This is a genomic window from Paenibacillus sp. FSL H7-0735 (assembly GCF_038008505.1).
Taxonomy (GTDB): domain Bacteria; phylum Bacillota; class Bacilli; order Paenibacillales; family Paenibacillaceae; genus Paenibacillus_AQ; species Paenibacillus_AQ odorifer.
This window is the reverse complement of sequence record NZ_JBBOZH010000001.1, coordinates 3869535-3891932: the sequence shown is the minus strand read 5'-3', so window position 1 is coordinate 3891932 and position 22398 is coordinate 3869535. Positions and strand designations below refer to the sequence as shown.

Below are 22398 nucleotides of genomic sequence, written 5' to 3'. Positions count from 1 at the left end.
ATCTTGTATAAATCTAACTCCGCAGCAACTCGTCCCGCGCTTCCGTCAGTGCGAACCCCAGCAGATTTCTACCCCGCCATTTCACGGGATTCTCCGCATCTGGATTGGACTGGCCCATGCCGATCCCCCAAATACGGTCCCGCGGGCTAGCCTCCACAAGGATGCGGTTCTTCGTCGAGTTAAGATAATCGTTAAGCTTCGGATTCTGCGAAAATTTGGCCAAGCTGGCTCTTTTGACGATACCGTAACATTCCTTATCCCAAATATCTTTGTCAAAGTTTTGGACCGCACGTCCAAAAGCCTTCATCTCTTTTGGGTGCTTAGCTTTAAGGATGGACTCCAGCATTTCGTCATCGCCGAACACCCTTGCCTTTTCGGCCATCATAAACTGCTCGGCGCAGGAGTACTGCGTTCCCTCTACCGTGAACGGGCACATCCACCATTGGCTGAAGCAGCTTTTATCGACGCTCCCGTCCTTAGGCGGTGTATGTCCCCAAAAAAATACGAATTTGAACTTTTTTCCTTCGTTATATACTTTTCTTAACTCATCGATATTGTAAATCATCGTTAACCCTCCAAATTTCTCCGATATAAGCGGGATGGCCTATGCCCCGCATTTTCGGTATAATGATCGGTCTCCACTACAAGATCTGCAACTTTACGCCGGAAGGCCGCCTTCAACAGCTCTTTATCCATAATTACCTCATACACCTGCTGCAGTTCCGTCAAGGTAAAAAGCATCGGCATCAAGTGCAGTGCAATATCGGTATAATTCACTTTTCCCCGCAACCGATCAATCGCGCATGCTATGATCTTCGCATGGTCGAAGGCTAATCCGTCATTCGATACGATCTCATAATCCGTGCCAGTCGATGTAGTCTTCGCTGTCATAGTCCTTGCCACGACCGCCGAAAGTTCTTCTTCTTCACTGCTTAGTTTGAGTTCGTACTCCAGCGTCTTGATGTATCCGTCCTCAATCAGCTCTTTTTGCTCCCGCAGCGGCCGATAGGATACCTTGAACCAGGCGGCGTCTGCTGCATCATCTCCTGCCTTAAGCTCCAACTTGTCGCTGTTGATCAGAGCCATATAGCTGCAGCTTATCACCCAGGTTCGTGGGTCGCGCCCGATATCACTGAACGTATACAGCTGTTCCAGATAAATGTCTTCCACACCGGTTTCCTCGCATAGTTCCCTTACTGCTGCCTGCTCAGTCGTCTCATTCGGCCGGACAAAACCGCCAGGCAGAGCCCATTTGCCCAAGAAGGGGTGAGCCCCCCGGCGAATAAGGAGGACGCGTAGCTCTTTTTCCGGCAGTTTGCGATAACTGTCAGCATCCTCTTCCGTCACAGTGAAAATAACCATATCCGTTGTCACTGAAGGCCGCTCGTAATCCCCTGCTCTGTATTGCTCCAAAAATTCGCGTTCCATAAGACCATCCTTATCCAACAAATCCAAGTGGGTACGCCTCCTTTATATTTGATTTAACCGTTCAGCTCTCCGAAATAGTTTCCGTAGGGCTCGAACTTTGCCAACACTTCATCAACCTTGCGAATACGTTCCTCCAGGCTCCCCCGCAGCGTAATATAGGGGATCCGCCGCTCCTTCAATTCCGCGATAATCTGTTTATGAAACACATGCCGCTTCTGATCCCCACTGCGGTCCCAAGTATCGTCGTAAGGAATATCGTCAGCGCATAGGAAGAACAGATCATAACGTTGCGCGTTCTCAAGAGCGATCCGGGTTAACAGCTCTGGGGCCCGGCCGTGGTAATCCAGGGCGAACATATACGTCGTGATCGCATTGGTATCGACGAACAGAACCCGGTTCGCCTCAAGTATTGCCTGTTCTTCGCGCTCGATATGACCCACCGCGATTTCATCGAACGCTTCCAAACCGATTCGGCGGTCCACCTGATGTTCGGTCCAATAATCGCGTCCGTATTCGTTTGCGAACGTCGTGCAATATCGCCGTGCCAGCGCTTCGGTGATCGTCGACTTCCCCGTCGACATCGCTCCAACGAACACCACTTTCGTGATCAAATCCCGGTACACGATATCACTTACGAACTCCCTGTACTTATATGGATTGGAACGGACCATCGTCGCTGAGATCGGAACCCGCTCTCGGGCTTCATCCACCCGCCGGTCTATTGCACCCAAAGAGAGACTCATATGTTTGCCGTAGAACTCGCTCGAGTAAAAATGCGTTACTTGCTCTCCGTTCAGCAAACCGAGTATATACTGTTCTTCCCGAATCTCATGCTCCCTGTCATCCGAATACCCGTCCGGACCGTCCCAAGCCTCGATTACCCGGACTTCCGGATAGAGCCTGCGAATCCAATTTGCCCGGACATGAAGCGGGATCGGGGTGACCGTCGTTTCGTAAATGACCAAGATCAATTCATCGACTTCTTGTAGTGCCGTCTCGATCATGAACTGATGGCCTTTATGCAGCGGGGCAAACTTCCCCAGTGTTAGTCCAAGCGTTTTCATGCCGCCACCTCCTTAGCCCCTTTATTCCAAATATAGTACCCGTATACTGCGTTGACCAGATACGCGCTCCACATCACGATCATCAGCAGGCCTTCTCCGCTACCCTCCAGCATACGAATCACCCACAATAGCACCGTAAAGAGATTTAGCACGATATAGACCAGCCATTGTTCCTTGAATCTTCTAACCATTAAGAAGGTCGCCCCAACAGACAGCACCGTCGTAGTAGCATCGATGTAAGGCGAGTTCTGTCCCGGAATGAACGAAAGACCAAATCCGAGGAGCAAGCAGCCGATTACACAGACCATCCCAACGAGGAGCAGTCTTCTAAGATCCATCTGCCTCATGGTCAGCCTACCATCTTCTTGCCGATTACTTTTCCACATGTAGAAGCCAATGACATTCATTGGAACGAAGAATAGCAGATTGAGCATAACCTCTCCAAACAAACCGTTAATATAGGCCAAATAAGCGTAACCGACTGTATTGTACATGCCGAAAACATAGCTCATCAGGTTGCCCTTCGCCGCAAGCACCACGCATAACACCCCAGTAATAAAAACCGTAAATCCGAATAAAGAGTCCTTTGTTATCACCGTAAACCCGACAGCGATTGAGGTAAACAGTACCAACCACGTAATTTCGAACAGATTCCAGCTACCCGCCACCTTTTTCATCTTGCATCCCTCCGCTTTTTCGACTCATTCATAGAGTGAAAAACATAAGTTTTACTTAGTATCATTTTGTTAATAACATATTGTTACTATCAAAAATAACAGAAAATCCTGCGAAGGGCAAGTAAATTCTTCCTATTTCTACAGACAGGTACTTATTCATTTGTAATGGTTCGTTATAGGATCAAGCATAAGCCCTTTGCTCTAGGGATAATTGAACTCCTCGCCAGTAAGGTATGCGTTTGGAAGTCCAGAAGGCTTCTCAACAGAACTAACTTTAATTGTGTGAAAATAAAAGAAAACCCCTAATAAAAGGGGTTTCCTCCAATCTTGTTCAACTAACGTACCAATAGGTGAACTGTTTTTTTAGGTATGTATTTTATAATTCTCACTCTATAAGGTTTACTATTCCGTCTTTATACTTAAATAAATAATCACCCTCTTTTTCTAAGAGAACAGGTAAATATTGAGCTACCATTTCAGCAATTCCTAAATTACTTGGGTTCAATATCCAATCAATTTGTTTCCAATCGAGAATACCTTCTCTCGTTATTTGTATGGGCTGATTTCCTAAATTCTTATCTACTTCGAATAAGTACAGATACAATCCATCTTTTTCCTCGCCATTTTTATCCCAGGTAATGATACCTTTTGAATAGTATTTGCTTACTTTAATACCCGTTTCTTCTAATACTTCACGTTTTGCACCATCATCAGCATTTTCGCCTACTTCATTTTTACCGCCAACACCGTTCCACACGCCCATAATTGGTGGTTTTTCACGATTCAACATTAAGATACGGTCGTCACTCTTTAAAAAACACACATTATATTGAAACACGAAATCATCTCCACAATTAAATTGTGCACTACATCAGATAAACCCGTCTTCGGGTTTACCAACATCAAATCCTAATACTTTTGTCGCTTCCAATTTAAATCTCTCTATCCAAGAATTCCAGTCACCATTACTCATCTGTGCATAAAATGATAATCCACTTGGCTCTACTGAGGCCACAATAAAAATATCATCATCTTCCTGCCCGAACCAATAGGGAATTCCATTTTTATATCCTATCCAACCTGGCATACTCTCATATATATTAGTTACTTTATCCCAGACTTCATCTGATAGGTAATACCATATATTTAGATTGCAATTTTGAGAGGTTAGGTTACTCATTTGTGTCCCTCCTTTAGCCAAGATCTATTTCAGATCCTAGCTTCACTTATCTCTATATAGCATCAGCAACTTATAAGAGTCAGCAGCTCTGATAGAATAACTCTAAGCTCATGCTCCGTCTGCTCTGACTTCACGGCTTTTTCCAGCTTTGCTCGACTTCCGAATATCCGGTATAGAACCTGCTCCCGTTCATATATTTCTTTAGGCGACACCTCTTGAAGCAGCACTTCTGCTAGCTCGGCCCGATCGATCACGAAGTTTTTGACAGATCTTGCTTCCTCATTTCCTGCTAGCAGAATGTCTACTAGGACTGGTATAAGCTCAGCCTCTACACCGTGCGCATCAATAAAGGCCTCCGCATAACCATCTTGTATCATTTGGTGCTCCGTATCTACCATCTCCATATAACGAGAGACGAGTGAAAAATATTCCTTGCTATACAATCCTAATCCGAGTACAGCATAGGTACCAGGCATGACCGACTTTTCACCCGGATTTGTGTCCTTGTACCACGCATAGGGCTCCATAGCGATATTCGCATACGCAGCTAGCTTAGGATATAGAGCCGGATATGCGAGTGCACCAGCAAAAAACTGATGAAGACCTGATTTAGCCATTTTTTTTAGAGGAAGATAGTTCTTTTGTTTGCTTTTAAGCTTCAGGTAATATTCCTTCGGAAATCCTTGCTGCAGCAATTCGTTAATGTGATCTAATGCTTCTCCATAAGCTCTTTCCTCCTCGGTCAAAATCCGGATTTCAATGCTCTGGGTTACATCATTATTATCAACTTCAACACGGGTTCCTTTATATACTGGAGTGAATTTCCCGCTTCCCCCCTGAATATACTCCGCTGCGCGTTTTGAACCAAGCTGGACAGCAAGTTTCAAATATTGTTCCCGGATGTCCGGTTTCGTTTTTCCAATTTGCAGAGCGGCATATACAAAAAAGGAAAGTTGATCTGCATTCGGATCCATAAGCGCCATATTCTCTTTAGGTATCCAATCCATTCTAAAGCTGCCTGTACGCACAAAATGGCGAGGAAGAAAAACATTCTGAATCCAATCATCCATAGCCGAAGTATACTGGCCAGTCCATTCGTCTAAGCGTCCCCTATTACTTCTGAGCTTGTCGGACAAACGCTCTATTAATGGGCCAACCGCATTCTCTTCCTGCTTCAAAAGATCAGGATTCATCAAGTGATGAGAAAAGAAAAACTGGTCATCAACACTCGGCAATACCGGAAGATCAGACATGATTTTGGATGTTATAAACTTCTGTAATGATTGGCGGAGTTCGTTCAGCTTCTCTTCGTTTACCAGATGCACGCAAAGCGTTAAGTCTTCGTCCTCCATTTCAAAGGAAAGTACGATCTGGAATCGGTAATCAAAAAAACGAGGACCTAGTTTATCTGATAAAAAAAGCTCCTCCACTCTCTTGCATAATGCCGGGTAAAGTTCAGATCTAATTAATTCATCCGTGAGCTCGGCGATATAAGGACCTGCTTCGATTTCATAAGAGCTGTCCGTCCAATCAAGCGGTTCTTCAACATCAATATGTATTTTTCCTTCACGCCAAGCTACTTGGAGATAATCCTTTATCCCAGCCTGAAGCGGACGATTGCCTATGAATTCATTTATTCTTATAGTCTCTTTGTTATATATGGTCATCATCTCGCTCCACACATCGTTTAAAAACCTCTGTACTGCTGCGTTCATTCCCACTCCTCCTCATAGTTAATGCTAATAGAACTTAGTACTCCTCATGCAGATTGAAGACGGAGCAGCAGTTGATCAACCAGATCTGTCTCTCGCAGCTGGTTGATCCAGCGCTGAGGGATATGCTCATAGCCATATCGGATTCCCGCAAGACCGCCTGTGATACAGGCCGTTGTATCCGTGTCGTTGCCTAAGGCAACTGCTCGTTTGACGGCATTTTCGTAGGAAGTGCAGGTTTGGAGGATCATACATGCACTGAACAAGGAATCCACGACATAACCAGATCCTTCGCCATAGAATACTTTATCAGGCTGAATGTTCTCTTCAAGCTCCCGTTCATGCTCAGGCATCTGCTGGTAGATCTTTCGAAGCTTGCTAAGAGCAGTTCGGTAGCACAGATTGAAGTCTTGCTTTTGCAACAGTTCACGTGCAATTAACACATACAAGGCACAACATACCTGATTACAAATATGTCCATGAGTTACAAGGCATTGAGTATGTGCGTTTTGAACGAGCTGCTCGTCTGTTCCTTTATGCCACAAGGCAAGTGGTAGCACGCGCATCAGCGCTCCATTCCCTTTCCCATCAGGAACCGTATTGCCACTCTCGTAAGGGGACATTCCATGGTAATAAGTAGTCAGCGTACGACTGGTTTGTATCCCAATATCAAAAACTTGTTGGGCTACTGCCCATCTACCTTCGTGATACCAATCGACCAATTTGTCTGCAAAATCAGTTAGCTCCAGTGTACCTTTATCGATCAGACTCTCCAGCAGACATAGTGCCTGCGCACCATCATCCGACCAGGTGCCTGCAGGGACATCTCGGTAGGTGGGCTGAAAGCCCACAGGAGGAGTAAACTCAATATGCTTCAGAGGTGGGAGCTGCTCCGCTGATCTGAATTCATAGGGGACACCAAGAGCATCTCCAATCAATAAGCCGTAAAGCCCACCCTTAATTTTATCCCACATGTTGTATTCTCCTTATCACTAGATATAATTTGGATCAAGTAGCCTACAAATATATAAGCCTACCCTATCAATATTTAAACTGTTTTGCATCATCTAAATAAAAATTGAAAAAATAAGCTTCCAATGAACAATACGATAGTAATCTAAGCCTTTTTTAAAATCAATAATATATAACAAAAGATGAGGCTGTTTTTAAAAATCAACAACCTCATCTTTTTTATGAATCTTTCCCGAATAATTACGTGTCTCTACTTAAATAACCAATCAAGTTTTTCTGCGTATTCGCAATTTACTTTAGTCCCAGTAATTAGTTAGGGTGAAGTGCCCGGGCCATCGCATCCATATAGCCCTGAACAGCGCGCTGACTCACTTCTGTTTCTGGAGCGAAAATTTCGAAAAGGTGAAAACAACCGGGATACAGGTGGAATTCAACATCTACACCTGCTTGTGCAAGTCGTGCCACATACTCCATTGTCTCGTCTCGGAATAGATCGAGCTGACCTATACAAGTATAGGCTGGCGGCAAACCTGCCAAGTTCTCCGCTCTCGAGGGTACTGCATAAGTAGATTCTCCTCTGCCAACGCTCTCCTCGCCCAGGTACATGTTCCAAGCTGCTATGTTGTCTGTTCGGTTCCAGATTGCGCCTGCTTCTGTGATCTCATGACTGGACGGTGTGATGTTACGGTTGTCAAGCATCGGATATAATGGCATTTGGAAAATAAGAGAGGGTCCTCCTTTATCACGCGCCATCAGCGCGAGCGCTGCTGTCAGTCCGCCGCCACCGCTAGCACCGGCAATTGCAACCCGATTCACATCAATGCCAAGCAAGGCTGCCTCCTCCGTCATCCATACCAATCCAGCATAACAATCTTCGATCGCCGCCGGATAAGGATGCTCGGGAGCAAGCCTATAATCAACCGATACGACAATACATTCAGCTGTCTGAACAAAACGTTCGCATAATTCGTCGTCCATATCCGGATGTCCTAACACGTATCCGCCCCCGTGAATCCATAGCATGGCAGGTAACAAGTCATTCGTTCGCCCGGCAGGTTCATAAATTTTCACCAGCATCTCGCCTCCATCCCTCGGGATTTTGCGACTGTTGTGTTTACATGCTCTGATCCTTCCACGGATGCAGCTGACACTAAGCTCCTGCTCCACTCTAAATTCTTCTCCAATTCAAACCCTGGAAATTGTGAATAAACCTCTCTTAATTCTGGTAGTATACGTGGTTCAATACTCATAATAATCCCTCCAAATAAAATAATGAATTCGTTCGTTTACGTTTTATTCATAGATAATCCTTATCCCATTTGAGCTTCCCACTTGGCAATTTCCTCTCGTACTCGCGGCGCAACCTCTGTACCGAGCAGTTCTATAGCCCGCATAACCAACTCATGCGGCATCGTACTTAAGGGAACATACATCATGAATCGTGTAATCCCTACATGCTTACGCAGATGGATAATTTTTTGGGCGACTGTTTCCGGATCCCCTACATACAGCGCACCATCAAAGCGTCGGGCAGCATCATAGCTGGAACGATCATAGTACGCCCACCCCCGTTCTTTACCGAGCTTATTCATACCGTACTGGGTAGACGGAAAAAAGAGTTCTGCCGCCTGTTCCGTATCTTCTGCAACAAATCCAATGGAATGTGAACCTACCTGAAGCCGCGAAACATCATGTCCGGCATGAGCTGCCGCCTTTTTATACAGTTGTACAAGCGGCGCAAAATTGGTTGGGTTTCCACCGATAATCGCCAGGACTAATGGCAGACCCAGAAGTCCTGCACGTACGGCAGACTCCTGAGTACCGCCGCTACCAATCCATACGGGTAAAGAGTGCTGAACAGGGCGCGGGTATACACCCAGATTATTTATCGCTGATCGATGTCCTCCACTCCATGTTACTTTCTCAGATTCCCGTATTTTCAGAAGCAGCTCAATGTTTTCATTAAATAAATCCTCATAGTCATGCAGGTCATAACCAAAAAGCGGAAAGGATTCAACAAAGGAACCCCGGCCTGCTATAATCTCGGCACGTCCATTGGATAAGCCGTCCAGCGTGGCAAAATCCTGAAACACACGGACAGGATCAGCTGATGAAAGGACCGTCACAGCACTCGTCAATCGAATCCGCTTTGTTAGGGGGGCCGCAGCAGATAACACCACTGCTGGTGATGAAGCTGCATAATCTTCACGATGATGTTCACCTATGCCAAACACATCTAGTCCTACCTGATCCGCAAGGACGATTTCTTCGACGACTTCACGTAATCGTTGTGCGTGACTCATCACAACTCCGGTCTCAGTATCTGGCTTTGTTTCTATGAACGAAGTAACACCTATTTCCATAGTTAATCTCTCCTTATATTTTCTCTTGCGATTTGTCCGACATCATCGGTGACAACCCAATTTCTTAAGAAGAATGCTCAAGACAACGGATTAAAGCCGTCCAATCCAACTCACCATAACCATTGGCAATTCCCTCAGACAAGTGATGGTGGATAAGCTGACCTAAAGGTAGAGGAGTTTGAACGGACTTCGCTGCCTCAATAGCCAATGCAACATCTTTTAACCCAAGCTTCATTTTAAAACCGGCCGGTTCAAAGCGCTGTTCGCTCATGATCGCTCCATAGTTCTGATATATTGGAGACTGAAAAAGAGCATTTACAACATTCATAAATTGGGACGAATCAATACCGTGCTTTTCTACCATTAGCTGCACTTCCGACAAAGCTTCCAGCATTGAAGCAATTAGAAAGTTAACGCCAATTTTTACAACGTTCCCTTCTTCGCCGTGATCCCCAATCTCTACTATCTCTTGACTCATTGCTGTTAAAACGGGAAGTACCCGTTGTCTTGCTTGTTCCGGACCAGCTAAAATAATACGCAATTTAGCTTCTTTAGCGGCATCTGGGCGCCCCATCACCGTGGCAGACACAAAGTGTTGCTTTCGCTCCGCATGCGAGACGGATAATTTTCGAGCCAGATCTACGCTGATTGTACTGGCAGAGATGTGAATTCCATTTTCCGATAATCCATTCAGAACACCATTCGGTCCCTCGACGACCTCCTTCAAAGCAGCATCATCAGAAAGCATGGTAATTACAAGATTGCCTTCTTTCACTGCCTCTAGCGGTGTTTTGGCATATCGTGCTCCCTGTTTCATTAAGGGTTCAACTTTTTCAGGGGTCCGATTAAAGATGACTAATTCATAACCCGCTTTCAATAGATTTTGGGCCATTGGTAGCCCCATATTTCCAAGCCCAATAAACGATACTTTCATTAGACACCTCTCCTTATTTTGATGGACTTCTCAATAACGGAATGATCGTTCCAAAATAATCAAAAAAAATATAGTCTAACATATACTCTTCAATTATCACCTTCATAATATGGGAAACATGATAACGGAACGATCGTTCCAAAATAATTAAAAAAAATTAGATTCCTGCAATTACAAAGCTAATCATCTCTTTTGCACGTTCCGGGTGCTGATCTGCTTTGGCCATAATATTTATGCTTTGATGTAAATTCAGCAATAAATAAGATAACACTTTGATATCAGTCGTTTTATCAATTTCTCCCCGTTGCTGGCCCTTTTCTAAAAGGTCACAAAAAGCTTGCTCTAATTCCAAAAAACTAGTCTTTATCAACTCATTAATTTTTTCATCTGGCGACTCCAATGTTGTAGCTACATTCGTAACAAAACATCCGCCCGGCAGGCTGGTATCGTATGCTGAAGCAATGTGATACTCAAAAAATTGAAGAATTCCATCTCTAACGCTTGATGCCTGTTCAAGAATAGCCTGCTTATTGAAATTCCCCTTTTTATAATGCTCAAGGGCATCTGTATACAAGGTTTGCTTGTCGGAAAACGTATCGTAAAGGCTGGATCTGCTAATGCCCATCACTTCTAGTAAATCTGGTATGCTAGCCGCTTCGTATCCTTTTTTCCAAAACAATAGCATGGCTTGATGCAGCGCTTGATCTTTGTTAAATTCTTTTGTCCTAGCGATAAGTAACACCTCCCGTCATTGAAATATAACATATCTGAACTGATCAGTCCAGAAAAAAGTGAGCAGAACTTTCGCTCATGATTCTTTGCGATATTTGTACATTTATTTTCTATTATTAAAATCCTAGACTATGTCATTAATCCAGACTATTCTTTTGATTTATAAAATAAACGGACACTCATATTGGTGTCCGTTCTTAGATGAAATACTTATTCATTGAATTGCTCAAAAACATCTTTTATTCAAACATTAATGTTTGTTGTATATTGATCTAGTTAAATGATCATATCAGCTAGTCAGAGTTAGGCATCTCGTTTACGGTAAAGTACAATGGCTGCTGTAATAAAGACCAGTGTCCATAACATGGAAATACCTGTCCCTTCCATTGGTGTAAGGACATTTATTTCATCGGAGGAAGGCGGCATAAACATATAATAACCTGCTGTATCTGGAAAAAAATATTTAGTATTGTGTAGAAAATCTTTCGACAATGGACTGACAATGAAGTAATAGCCAAGCAGTACCACTAAAGCAGGAGTAGTTCGTCTTAATAAAGCACCTATAGCTGCACTGAGAAGTGTGGTTAAAGTTAGATAGCCTGTTGCACCTGCTAATGATTTTATCATTTCGTCTATTTCAATCACTACTGCTGTGTCTTTCATCATGATAAAGGTATATAGCACACCTGATGCAGTAGTAATAGACGCCGCAGGAATGGTTATAATGGCCAAGGCCAAATACTTCGTGGATAATTGAAACCCTCGCCAAGGTATCGTAGTTAAAGTAGTTCGAATCTGTCCCCCTGTATACTCCGAACAAGTAGTTAATATACCAAGAATAATAAACCCTGCTTGAAGATATCCCATAGAAGAAAGTCCTGTATTCAGTATATTTTGCGTTCCTGCTGCCTCTTGTAGATCAACAGAAGTAAAAGCTGCGGCTAAACCTAAATTAAGTATGAATGTAACCATAAGAGTGAGCCCTATCAATGGTAATGTAACTAATTTATCCAGTTCAGCACCAAGGATTTGTGTTATCTTTCTACTAGATGAGACACTCATGCTGCAACGTCCCTCCTATGGAATACAATAGCTGCAACAATGAAAACAACGACTACCCAGGCAAACATGACTAAACCGCCTGTGAAGGGGGTGTGAAACCTGTCGAATAAACTGCCTGTTGACGTGTTGTCCGTAAACATAAACATTTCAGCGCCAGCCCTATCTGGTAAGTAAAACGCCAACTTTGTAACCCTATATAACAGGACACTAAATGATACAACGGATGAATTTATTATGAGCACTGCAAGCGGGATGATGCCATTCTTAGTTAGCAAAGTAATTCCAAGTGCTAAAAGAGCAGTGAATGTCCAGTAACAAATGGCACCGATAAGTCTGGACCATTCAAATGCAGGGGCATATTCACCAAGAATAAGATGCGTTACAGACACAGTTGTCATAATAGCAACAATACAAAGCAGTATGCTGATCACAGTCACAGCGCCTGCTTTTGCCAGCAAAAAATGAAGACGGGATGAAACAACTGTTAAACTCGTTGTAATCTGTTGTCCTCCACCTGATTCACTGCTCTCTGTCAAATACTCACTGCTGACAGCAAGCACACCAAGAATAATAACACCTTGCACACCAAGAGCTAACCCGATATAGCCAACTTCCGATAGCCGTGTGCTAACTCCAGCTATAATCTCCTCTTTTTGTGCTATGCTGTCCAAAGCAGCAATGGCTGCCGGAGCAAATGCTCCAATAAGTAAGGCTAGCCAAATGCCTGGCAGGGAGATCAATTTAGATAGTTCCGCGTTGAATGCCCTCATACAACATCACCTGCATTTTCAGATGTCAGGGCAAAAAAGGCTTCCTCCAGCGTGGAATAGTTACCTATTACTTCTTCCAAAGTTCCATCTGCAACGATGGTTCCATGCTTAATAATCACCACATCATCAACGGTCTCTGCAAGCTCTCCCATTAGATGACTGGATAATAACACCGTATTTCCAGACTTAGCACGTTCACGTAAAAATGTCCGAATCCAACGAATTCCTTCTGGGTCGAGCCCGTTTACGGGCTCATCTAAAATCAATATTTTTGGATCACCAAGCAGCGCAGCTGCAATTCCAAGTCTTCTCCCCATACCAAGAGAATACTTCCCAACTCTTTTTCCAGCGGCATTAGTAAGACCTACTATTTCCAAAACTTCCTCGACACGTGAGTTAGACAATCCTGCGGCACGAGCAATCCAACGCAAGTGTGCCCGTCCTGTTCGCATACGATGAGCTCCAAATCCATCAAGTGCGGCACCTACTGTTGCTATAGGATTATGTAGTTCTGCGAATGGCTTTCCATTGATTAGCGCACTCCCTGAGGTGGCACGATCTAACCCAAGCAGGATACGAAGCGTAGAGCTTTTACCTGCCCCATTTGGACCTAAAAAACCAGTTACTCTACCAGGTCTAGCTTTAAAACTGATACCTGATAAGATTTCCACAGTTCCGCGATGTTTGACTAAGTTATTAATTGTAAGCAACCATAACACTTCCCTTCTGTTATGGTTCTAATTATAAAGAAGCAAAGTTACATCTCGGTTATCCTGCTATTTACTTCTGGGTTAACTTTAGGTTAAGCTCTCTCTACCAATAGCTACTCTTGTGCCATCTTCATTTGATGTAAAGTCAGCTTTCAGTTTCATTTTTTTTAACATATAATTTGAAGTCGATAAACCAATCCCCGCCCCACGCTCATAGGATGAGTTATCCATACCTGGACCTCTGTCTGCAACAATGATCTGTTCTTTTTCTACATCAACCCCAATGCTTACAAATTTCCCCTCTGCTGCATGTCGAAGAATATTCTGAAATAAATTATCAAGAACCCGTGTCATCCATTTAGGATCTGCTTCCCAATAAAAAGTCGCCTCTGTCGGTAAATCAACCTCGATCTGGATTTCTTTTTCTTCAAATACAGGATACCACGCAGCAACAGATGCTCTTACTAAACGTCCAATATCTGTTGAAGTGGGCTCAAAAGGATGTTTTCCTGATGTAAGCAATGTATAGGAAAGTAAATCATCCATTAGTTCTCCGACTCTAGTAATCGTATGGTTCATCTCTGATAATGAGTTTTGTCCTTCTAGACTCAATGATTCTTTATTTAATCGGGTGACATGTCCTCTCAAAATGGTAAGCGGTGTTCGTAAGTCGTGAGATAAATTCGCGATGAGTCGATGTCGTAACAATTCCTCTTCATGTTCTCGCTTGCGACTGTCTTCAAGCTGTTGAATCATCCAATTAAAAGAACTGCCTAACTGGTCTATTTCATCCATACGATCACTTTGAACAACTATTGATTTAGGAAATGAATTATGATTAGCTGAAAATGACATGACATCCTGTAAGCGGTTAAGACGTTTACGAAGTCTCAAGAAGAAAATCCAAGAGATTACCACAAATGCGACAATAATAAAACCAAACAAAAGAAGTACAACGTAAAAATAATTTAACTTATTCAGCTCTTCTTCATTAAAAGGAGACTCAATGAACGCAGATAAGAAAATAAGTATGATCGGAGGTAAAAAGATAAATAGAAAATGTCCTTTTAGAAAACGACGAAATAATGATTTAGTCTGTTTCATAGTTTCACCCGATAGCCTATTCCCTTCAACGTTTCAATAATCTCTGGGGAGTCTGGATGACGTTCCAGCTTTTGACGCAGTCGATGGATATGTACCATTAATGTTTTATCACCTGTGATATAAGCTTCTTCCCAAATGGCTTCATAAATTTGTTCTTTTGGTAAAACTTGATTAGGGTGGCGTAAGAAGTACATCAAAATATGATGTTGTTTCCCTGTCAATATAATTTCTTCTCCTGTGTGTTTGTCAAATACCATTTGAACTTCTGGATCTACTTCAATATATTTCCCTAATGAAATACGTTCGGAATGTGTTCCGCCCTTTCGACGGATTAATACTTCTAATCTAGCAACTAATTCATCCGTATGGAATGGTTTCGTTAAATAGTCATCAGCAAATTGTAACCCTTCTACCTTATCATCTATCGATGTGCGAGCAGTTAACAGCAAAATAGGAACAGCAGGAGCTGCCTTTTTTAATCGTTTTCCCACAGTAAATCCATCTAAACCGGGTAACATGATATCCAAAATAACGATTTCATGCTGATTCACTTCTTTTTCAGCTCCTTCACCAGAAAGGAGCCATTGTACTGAAAATCCTCGTTGTTCCAATTCTTCCTTTACCCAACTGCCTATCTTCTCATTATCTTCAATATATAACACGTTTCTTTTCAAGTAACTTCCCTCTCTCTAAATCGAGTTCACTATTAGACAGATTAACACAATCTAAAGAATTGTTTCCAGTTAAGACAATTATATAGTTCGTGCGGACTTTCACTGCCAAGTTATCGTCCATGCAAGGCGCACACTAGAAAACCCTCTAACATACAGTACATGTTAGAGGGTTTCGTGCGTAGCTGCTAATGTTAGTGAATACTACTTCATGATACTAATGGATTTCGTAGTATTATCGAAGAATACATCTGCACCAAAATACTCAGCAACGAAGCGTAATGGGAGCATAGTACGTCCGTTTACAAGTTCAGCTGCTACATCCATTCCTGATGCAAGTTCACCGATCTTAATCGACAAAGTCTGACCTTTCAAGGTAATCATTACGGTTTTCGTAACGTTATCCCAGCTTACATTTGCTCCTAAGCTCTCAGCAACGAAGCGCAGTGGCACTAACGTTCTGCCTTTAACTACCATCGAAGCAACATCCATACTCATTTCGATTCCGTTTAATTTATACCCTGTCTTCCCTAAAGTGAATTCCAATTTCACAGGTTCAGGCTTGGTTGTAACGAAGATATAGCCTAGTCCTTTTGCCTTGAAGGTAAATTTACCTGTCTCATGGTCATAGTTGCCGCCTAAACGTTCCATATTACCGTTCAATCGAAGCATGACACCGCATAACATGCTAAGATCGTTTGTCGACAACTTCTCTTTTGACAGATCGAAGATTACGGGTATAAGCCCTGTATAATCCGTTACTTCCCGGCCATCCGCGAAGATCTTCAATTCATATCCCCGCCCTATAGCTCCGTCTCTTTCATCTACAGGTTTAATAACAACCTTCATCCGCTTTCCTGTATTCAATTGCTTCAACAATTCAGCGGACAATTCCACAGATAAGGTGTCATTCGTAACGATTAGCGGTTTGTCAGCTTTAATAATCGCACCGATCGTATCGCTTTGAATCTCAAGCTCATCTTTTCCGGCTGACATCGTCAATTCAATGGAATTACCCTTCTTCAGCTGCTCTTTGATTGTAGCATCAATACGCTCCGCTACTGATAACTCTGGCGAAGGAGTCGGCGTACTGCTGTGGCCATTTGAATTGCCGCCATTGTTATTGCCATTATTGCCACCACTGTCATTTGTAGTAATTACAATAGTTAACTCTATCGTATCCATAGCTGCATAATTGGAAGCCGTAATATTGAATTTGTAAGTTCCCGCTTCAGTAGGCACGCCTGAAATAACACCCGTAGCTCCTTCTAGATTCAGCCCAGCAGGTAAATTATTATCACTCACTGTCCAGGTAATCGGTTTGTCGCCGTAAACCGCTAATGTTACCGTATACGGTTGTCCAACTTTGCCGTTTGGCAAATTTTTAGTGATAATCTCCGGAGCTGTAACAACTGGCTTATCCTCTTTAATCTCGATGCTCAATACTCGCTCATCTATACCAAAGTCATTCGTTGCTGCAACCGTGAATTCGTAATATCCTGTCTCTTGAGGCGTACCCGAGATAACGCCTGTTGCTTCATCTAGGTTCAAATCTACTGGCAAATCACCTCCCTGGACCTTCCAAGTAATCGGTTCGCTGCCATATACCGCTAGTGTTACCGTATACGGTTGTCCAACTTTGCCGTTTGGCAAATTCTTAGTGATAATCCCCGGAGCTGTGTCAACTGAGACATCTTCAGTGATCACTATATTGAACGGTTTTGTGTCACTGCCTGCGTCATTATTTGCTTGAACTTTGAACGTAAATTGACCCCACTGATCCGGTGTACCAGAGATAACACCTGCATCTTCATCCAAGCTCAATCCTGATGGTAATTGACCCTCTACAACGGCCCATTTGATCGGCTTATCGCCTTCAGTCGTAAGAACTGCCGAATAAGGTTGTCCGACCTTGCCATCCGCAAGCGAATTCGTCGTAATCGTTGGTGCCGTACCTGCGTCTTCAACCCATTTCGCATATAATCCAATATCCCTTGTAACAGGATCAGCAACGAAATTCCAGGCATCGTTTAATCCTGTATCTTGATACCATCCGCCGAAAACAGTCTTTTCTTTTGTCGGCGCTGTTGGCTCGGTAATTGTCCCGCCCATATCAGCGAACTTCATCGCAACTTCGCTGCCACCATTGGAATCAAAAGTTACCGCGTAAGGGCTGTGCGCGCCGATGGAAGGCGTTCTTCCGCTAAGTGGATTGCCGAAGAAGTCTGTTCTCTCCGTCATATGAGGCAGAGCGTTCGCCCGATCCACATATGGGCTTACAATCTCGGCACCTGCACCATAGGCCAGGTTATTACCATCAGCAAGACGGAACCCGTTCATCGCACTGTAATCAAGCTTGGCATCCACTGTTCCGCTGTTGGTAATCCAATGTTCCGGCGCAGATTTATAATCATTTAATATAGAATTTAGTTCCTCTTCCGTTACATAGCGGTTGTCTGTTGCTGTTACGCCTGCACCTAGATATCCGCCTCCACCTGCGTTCATGCTGCCAAAAAGATTAGCCGGATATACAATGTTGTTTGTAAACCGTCCGGTTGCAAATGGAGCTGATGTTCCCCCGCCTTTCAGACCAACCTGGTTGTTTGCCCCAGTGTAGGCAAATATATTATTTTGGAAATAAATGTGCAAGTTGGAGGCTGTCGGGTCAAATACTAACGAACTGCTATTCTTCAATGGTGTGACGATAACATTGTTATAGTATAAGCCACTTAATTCCTCGCTCGTTGAAGAACCTCCTGCAAGCAATATTAGACTGTTAAAACTCTTGTTAAAATCCGGGCTGCGGCCGTCGTTCACGCTAATATTATAGCGAACGATATTGCCCTTGGCAGCGTTCATCTGTAAGTACCAACCACCATAGTTATTTCGGCTGTAATTGTATTCATACACATTGTCCTGACAATAGTTGTCAATGTCCCAAGCCATACCGTCATTACTTGCATGATAAGGGTTATCCACAGCTTCATTATAGCGGAAGATGGTGCCTTTACTTGCCATAATCCACGCTGCTGCATAGTTTTGCGAACCTAGATATGTTGGTGTTGTATTATTTGGACCCCAGTTCGTAACCAGATTGCCGCTCTTATCGCTTAAATAGCTATAACCGTTGTCTGTGACCACATTTCGTTCCACAAGGGAGTTGTTCCCGCCGGACATGACAATGCCATCTCCAACCGAACTAGAAACCCAGTTGTTTCTAAACACAGCGTTGGATGCCCAAGGATAGCTTGAGTTACTCCAAGTAATGCCTGTGTTATTAGTCCCTGGATTGCTTGGCCCGTAGGCATTATTGCGAATACCTTCGTTATCACAACGAAGGGTTTTGTTGCCTTCAACCAATATATCTACATAACCATTAATAATGATGCCGCCGGATACCTTACTTGCTCCATTTGCTTGGTGCAGCCCATTAACATCATGAACATAGTTATCTCGAATGACGATTCCTTGCATACGAGCATCAGCATAATCTTGAATATTAAACTGTCCTTGTCCCAGCTTGGAAATCCGTGACATTACAGCGATACCGGAACGGCCGTCACCTGCCGCATTGCCGATGTTCGTTACTTCAATTCCACTGACAATCCAATAGTTAACGTCATATAACTCAATGGTACCGTTTAAGGAAATGCCAGATGGGCTCGACGCTGTTCCTCCACCATTAATTACCGGGCGTTGGTTAGGGTCGGTCGTATTATATTTTGTAAGCGTAATCGGATTTCCTTCCTCACCATTGCCACGCAGTCTGATTTGTTCATTCCATACGCTATTCGCATCCAGATAAATGGTTGAACCTGGCATAAATACATATTCATTAATTTTGGAGATTGATTTCCATGCTGTAGCCGGTGTGCGTCCATCTGCATGATCGTCACCGTTATTGGAGAAATAATAATCACGGACTTCAAGGGGTACAATGTTCAACTCGAATGTGATTTCGGCAGGATACAGATCAAGTCTAACGGTATATTTCCCCGGCACGATATTATTTCTTGCGAATGATTCTTTGTTAATTTTCAATACATTACCGCTAACCGTATAATCCACATCCCGCTGCAGTGTTACAGCGCCGATCTCCACTCCAGCTAGATCTGCTAAATCAGGATTTACGGTGATATTATAGTCGTCCAGACCCATAACATATGTGCTGTCTTCCAAGTGGCTATACTCTTTGGACAAAAGCTTTAGCGTAATAGAAGATGTTCCGGTTTGGGCTGTTATTCCACTATCGATAACATATACGTCATCGATAAAGTGCCTGTTCTGTATATCCTTAACCGTTCCAGCCTTGTTGCCCCAGTTCGTAGCAAGCTGCAATGCATCGATCTTGGAAATATTGTTCTTAACTAGGGTATCAAAATTTCCGCCATCTGTTGATTGCCTTTGAATGTCTTGTCCGTCAATTTTATAGGTTGTTCCTGTTGATGTAACGAACCATTGAAATTTATGCCAGCCTTCACTTCGCTTGACATCTACAGGATAGAATCTCCCGGATGAACCGGGTCTGACTGCGTAATTGGTCAGATTTGCCGTCCAGTCACCATCTCCATTGCCATAATTTATTGCGATATGTTCATTGGACGATGGGGTTAAGCCAAAGACAGCGTGGTCATTGGAAGCCGCTCTGCCATCATCATAGTACCAAGCAGTAACGATTGTTGTCTTACCGGTTGCAGGGGCGTAATTATAGGTACCTGGAACAGTCGCCACCTGACCGGCGCCGCTTGATGTCGCGGCCTTTCCTCCGGTACGGGACATCACATCGCTGTGAATATATCCGTTCGCACCATTTGAAAATTTCTTCTCCCCTTCAAATCCATCGTAAAATTTAGTGTCAGCCTTATTGAAGTAATCAACGCTCACATGTACAGTAACTTCTTCGTTCCCTGTCGGAATATAACCTTTCTTAACCGTCACGAATCCGGCATCATCAACTTCAATCTTATTCTTGTCTTGATCCGCCGGACTGAAGCTGATGTTATCAGCAACGAACACATCAGCTGTGTCAACCATTAACCGCGTTCTATCTCCTGCCCGTAATGTATCGTTCTGGCGAATTAGCGCAATGTTCGCTGAATATTGTGCACTCTCCCCTGATTCATCAGAGTCCAAGAATCGTGACGTTGCGTTGCCGTTTGCCTTTACTTTAAATGTATCGTTTAAAGTCGGAGACAAAGCCGTATCATTGCTTGTCGCTGCAATCGGGCTTCCATTAACCACTCCATTACTGAAGAGTTGAACCGAATAGGCAGATGCGTTAGCGACGCGATCCCATGTAGCGTATGTGCCGTTCCATCTGGCATTTGCCGGTGTAGGCAATTTCTCGATTTTCAATATTCCGGATGCTGCAACTTCTTCACTGATATCTCCCGCATTATTTATGACAATAGCTGTAACAGTGTAGTTGCCCACTCCCAGTGCCCTTGCATAGGGCAGAACATGATGCCTTTCATGATTGTTAGGCTGGTCGGGACCCCCATTTTTCGATAAATAATAACCAACAGGTCCACCGTCTTTGAACAGTGTTACAAGGGTATCGCCGTAATTGGAAGCGCCATTATAAATACCCGTATCCGAGTCAAGCGTTGGATTAATTGGTGCATTCACCTGCGTATTGGTGGTTATCAACAACGGTACAGCATGGGATTTCACCACAACTCCCTCTGCCGAGGAGACTTCGCAATAATAAAAATTGCCTTGTTGTGAAGCTGCGTCCACATTGGAAAGTGTTAATACTGCCTTATCAGCTCCGCTGACTTTTGTCCCGCTCAAGCCAGTCTCGTCATCAGATACATACCATTGATAAGCAGTAGCAGCGGCTGATGCCGTAATGCTAAATGTTGCTGTCTCACTTTGTTTCACTTCTGCCCTTGTTGGCTGAGTGATTATTTCTAAATTTGGCAATCCGCCGGGAGGTACCAAATTCACTGTTAATGTTCTGGTACCTGTTGTTGTAGCCACATCTTTTACAACATAAAAATCGTCAATTAGATGTTTATTTTTAATATAAGCTTTGTTCCCTGACTGGCTATTCCATCCTCCAGCTATTTTAGGCTGAATGGTTGTACCGCTCTTCATAGCTTTGTAAATATCACTTTGCGCTGAATCGGATATTAATGTTCCGTCTATTTGTAACGTCGCACCATTCGGTGTAATAAGCCACTCGAATTTATGCCAGCCTGTGGAACGTAAAGCCCCGCTATCTTTCCAACGGTTGCCTGCTGTACCCGCTGATGATGGTTCATAAGCCCAAGTATATTTCGTCGGGTTATGAATAACATCAGCCTCTGAACTTTGATAGAATGTCCCGGCAAAGGTGGCATTTTTGCCATCTACAATAGCAAATTGCGTTCTATCCGTCGCAGTCTTCTCCTCATTAGGATACGGGTCAAAATACCATGCCGTCATCTTATAATTGCTGCCAGCCGGCAATGCCACGTCTTGGGCTACCTTTTCATTATTCGTATCATCCGATGGTGTAATCGCTTTCAATCCAGAGCGGGACTGTGCATCGGACAGCGTGAAGGACGAGCCTAATTTGCTCATAGATGTCATCGGACCATTGTTGTTCTCGAAGTCCTCCATGAATAACACTTCTGAGTCAGGGTAATAACCTGCCGTGGCCGTGATTGTCACCGGGACGCCCGGGGCACCTGGCGACGCAAATGTATAACCGTTAGATAAAGTAATGTTACCCTGATTATTAACAGTTAAAAGATGCGAATTGCTGGAATCATAACTTACCTCGTCAATAACCGGTCCTTTAACCAGACTGCTTAAAGGCGAACCTTTATAGGAAAGATTTACCCTGCCTGCCTGACCTGCGGCTTGTGTCAATTCTAGTACAACGGAGTCAAAAGATTCGCCCCCTCCCGCAGCTGATACTTCAGATGAAGGCGCCAAGCCGAACAGACCAGGGAATGCCAACGTTGTTGCCGTAACTATCGACAAAGCTTTTTGCATCCATTTCGATCGTATCATTCCAAAATTTCCTCCCT

17 protein-coding genes and 1 pseudogene are annotated in these 22398 nt (G+C 43.6%); all 18 read right to left on the bottom strand.

Going from position 1 to position 22398, the window contains the following annotated elements; translation table 11 throughout:
- Positions 1-13: 13 nt before the first annotated feature.
- The 18 genes and pseudogenes from NSS82_RS17585 to NSS82_RS17500 all read right to left on the bottom strand — a co-directional run bounded on the left by NSS82_RS17585 (position 14) and on the right by NSS82_RS17500 (position 22381).
- Complete coding sequence (locus NSS82_RS17585) at positions 14-565, bottom strand: NADAR family protein (RefSeq protein WP_076099111.1); 552 nt, start codon at positions 563-565, stop codon at positions 14-16.
- Between the two features lie 2 nt (positions 566-567).
- Positions 568-1455, bottom strand: a complete 888-nt coding sequence (locus tag NSS82_RS17580; RefSeq protein ID WP_076106699.1) for an NUDIX domain-containing protein — start codon at positions 1453-1455, stop codon at positions 568-570.
- Positions 1456-1481: 26 nt separating this feature from the next.
- Positions 1482-2492, bottom strand: coding sequence for an AAA family ATPase (locus NSS82_RS17575; protein ID WP_076273224.1), 1011 nt, complete (start codon positions 2490-2492; stop codon positions 1482-1484).
- A complete protein-coding gene (pnuC, locus tag NSS82_RS17570; protein ID WP_076213808.1) occupies positions 2489-3169 on the bottom strand; it encodes a nicotinamide riboside transporter PnuC in 681 nt (226 codons plus the stop codon). The genes NSS82_RS17575 and pnuC overlap by 4 nt, the downstream gene beginning before the upstream one ends.
- Before the next feature lie 385 nt (positions 3170-3554).
- Positions 3555-4007, bottom strand: a complete 453-nt coding sequence (locus NSS82_RS17565) for an NUDIX hydrolase (protein WP_036677025.1) — start codon at positions 4005-4007, stop codon at positions 3555-3557.
- 33 nt (positions 4008-4040) lie between these two features.
- On the bottom strand, positions 4041-4349 hold the full coding sequence (locus NSS82_RS17560) for a hypothetical protein (RefSeq protein ID WP_076273223.1): 309 nt from the start codon (positions 4347-4349) through the stop codon (positions 4041-4043).
- 62 nt (positions 4350-4411) lie between these two features.
- Positions 4412-6064 carry a DUF6138 family protein gene (locus tag NSS82_RS17555; RefSeq protein WP_076273222.1) on the bottom strand — a complete coding sequence of 551 codons (1653 nt, stop codon included), beginning with the start codon at positions 6062-6064 and terminating at the stop codon, positions 4412-4414.
- A 44-nt stretch (positions 6065-6108) separates the two neighbouring features.
- On the bottom strand, positions 6109-7035 hold the full coding sequence (locus NSS82_RS17550) for an ADP-ribosylglycohydrolase family protein (RefSeq protein ID WP_036677031.1): 927 nt from the start codon (positions 7033-7035) through the stop codon (positions 6109-6111).
- Positions 7036-7342: 307 nt separating this feature from the next.
- A pseudogene (locus NSS82_RS17545) lies at positions 7343-8283 on the bottom strand (alpha/beta hydrolase).
- Positions 8284-8343: 60 nt separating this feature from the next.
- The gene (locus NSS82_RS17540; protein WP_036677037.1) at positions 8344-9396 is read right to left on the bottom strand and encodes an LLM class flavin-dependent oxidoreductase; all 1053 of its coding nucleotides are present in this window, start codon (positions 9394-9396) and stop codon (positions 8344-8346) included.
- Positions 9397-9460: 64 nt separating this feature from the next.
- A complete protein-coding gene (locus NSS82_RS17535) occupies positions 9461-10330 on the bottom strand; it encodes an NAD(P)-dependent oxidoreductase (RefSeq protein ID WP_076106684.1) in 870 nt (289 codons plus the stop codon).
- A 157-nt stretch (positions 10331-10487) separates the two neighbouring features.
- Positions 10488-11072, bottom strand: a complete 585-nt coding sequence (locus NSS82_RS17530) for a TetR/AcrR family transcriptional regulator (protein WP_232061372.1) — start codon at positions 11070-11072, stop codon at positions 10488-10490.
- Between the two features lie 293 nt (positions 11073-11365).
- A complete protein-coding gene (locus NSS82_RS17525) occupies positions 11366-12124 on the bottom strand; it encodes an ABC transporter permease (RefSeq protein WP_076106682.1) in 759 nt (252 codons plus the stop codon).
- A complete protein-coding gene (locus NSS82_RS17520) occupies positions 12121-12894 on the bottom strand; it encodes an ABC transporter permease (RefSeq protein WP_076106680.1) in 774 nt (257 codons plus the stop codon). The genes NSS82_RS17525 and NSS82_RS17520 overlap by 4 nt, the downstream gene beginning before the upstream one ends.
- The gene (locus tag NSS82_RS17515; RefSeq protein WP_440971520.1) at positions 12891-13613 is read right to left on the bottom strand and encodes an ABC transporter ATP-binding protein; all 723 of its coding nucleotides are present in this window, start codon (positions 13611-13613) and stop codon (positions 12891-12893) included. Before NSS82_RS17515 ends, NSS82_RS17520 begins: the two co-directional genes overlap by 4 nt.
- Before the next feature lie 78 nt (positions 13614-13691).
- Positions 13692-14708 carry a sensor histidine kinase gene (locus NSS82_RS17510; RefSeq protein ID WP_076273221.1) on the bottom strand — a complete coding sequence of 339 codons (1017 nt, stop codon included), beginning with the start codon at positions 14706-14708 and terminating at the stop codon, positions 13692-13694.
- Positions 14705-15382: a response regulator transcription factor gene (locus NSS82_RS17505; RefSeq protein WP_076143631.1), complete on the bottom strand. Its 678-nt coding sequence runs from the start codon at positions 15380-15382 to the stop codon at positions 14705-14707. Before NSS82_RS17505 ends, NSS82_RS17510 begins: the two co-directional genes overlap by 4 nt.
- Positions 15383-15583: 201 nt before the next feature.
- The gene (locus NSS82_RS17500) at positions 15584-22381 is read right to left on the bottom strand and encodes a putative Ig domain-containing protein (RefSeq protein WP_076273220.1); all 6798 of its coding nucleotides are present in this window, start codon (positions 22379-22381) and stop codon (positions 15584-15586) included.
- Positions 22382-22398: the final 17 nt, after the last annotated feature.

Coding starts and splice junctions, on each gene's coding strand:
- NSS82_RS17585 (WP_076099111.1), bottom strand. CDS start 565: ATGATTTACAATATCGATGAGTTAAGAAAAGTATATAACGAAGGAAAA.
- NSS82_RS17575 (WP_076273224.1), bottom strand. CDS start 2,492: ATGAAAACGCTTGGACTAACACTGGGGAAGTTTGCCCCGCTGCATAAA.
- pnuC (WP_076213808.1), bottom strand. CDS start 3,169: ATGAAAAAGGTGGCGGGTAGCTGGAATCTGTTCGAAATTACGTGGTTG.
- NSS82_RS17560 (WP_076273223.1), bottom strand. CDS start 4,349: ATGAGTAACCTAACCTCTCAAAATTGCAATCTAAATATATGGTATTAC.
- NSS82_RS17555 (WP_076273222.1), bottom strand. CDS start 6,064: ATGAACGCAGCAGTACAGAGGTTTTTAAACGATGTGTGGAGCGAGATG.
- NSS82_RS17550 (WP_036677031.1), bottom strand. CDS start 7,035: ATGTGGGATAAAATTAAGGGTGGGCTTTACGGCTTATTGATTGGAGAT.
- NSS82_RS17540 (WP_036677037.1), bottom strand. CDS start 9,396: ATGGAAATAGGTGTTACTTCGTTCATAGAAACAAAGCCAGATACTGAG.
- NSS82_RS17535 (WP_076106684.1), bottom strand. CDS start 10,330: ATGAAAGTATCGTTTATTGGGCTTGGAAATATGGGGCTACCAATGGCC.
- NSS82_RS17525 (WP_076106682.1), bottom strand. CDS start 12,124: ATGAGTGTCTCATCTAGTAGAAAGATAACACAAATCCTTGGTGCTGAA.
- NSS82_RS17520 (WP_076106680.1), bottom strand. CDS start 12,894: ATGAGGGCATTCAACGCGGAACTATCTAAATTGATCTCCCTGCCAGGC.
- NSS82_RS17510 (WP_076273221.1), bottom strand. CDS start 14,708: ATGAAACAGACTAAATCATTATTTCGTCGTTTTCTAAAAGGACATTTT.
- NSS82_RS17500 (WP_076273220.1), bottom strand. CDS start 22,381: ATGATACGATCGAAATGGATGCAAAAAGCTTTGTCGATAGTTACGGCA.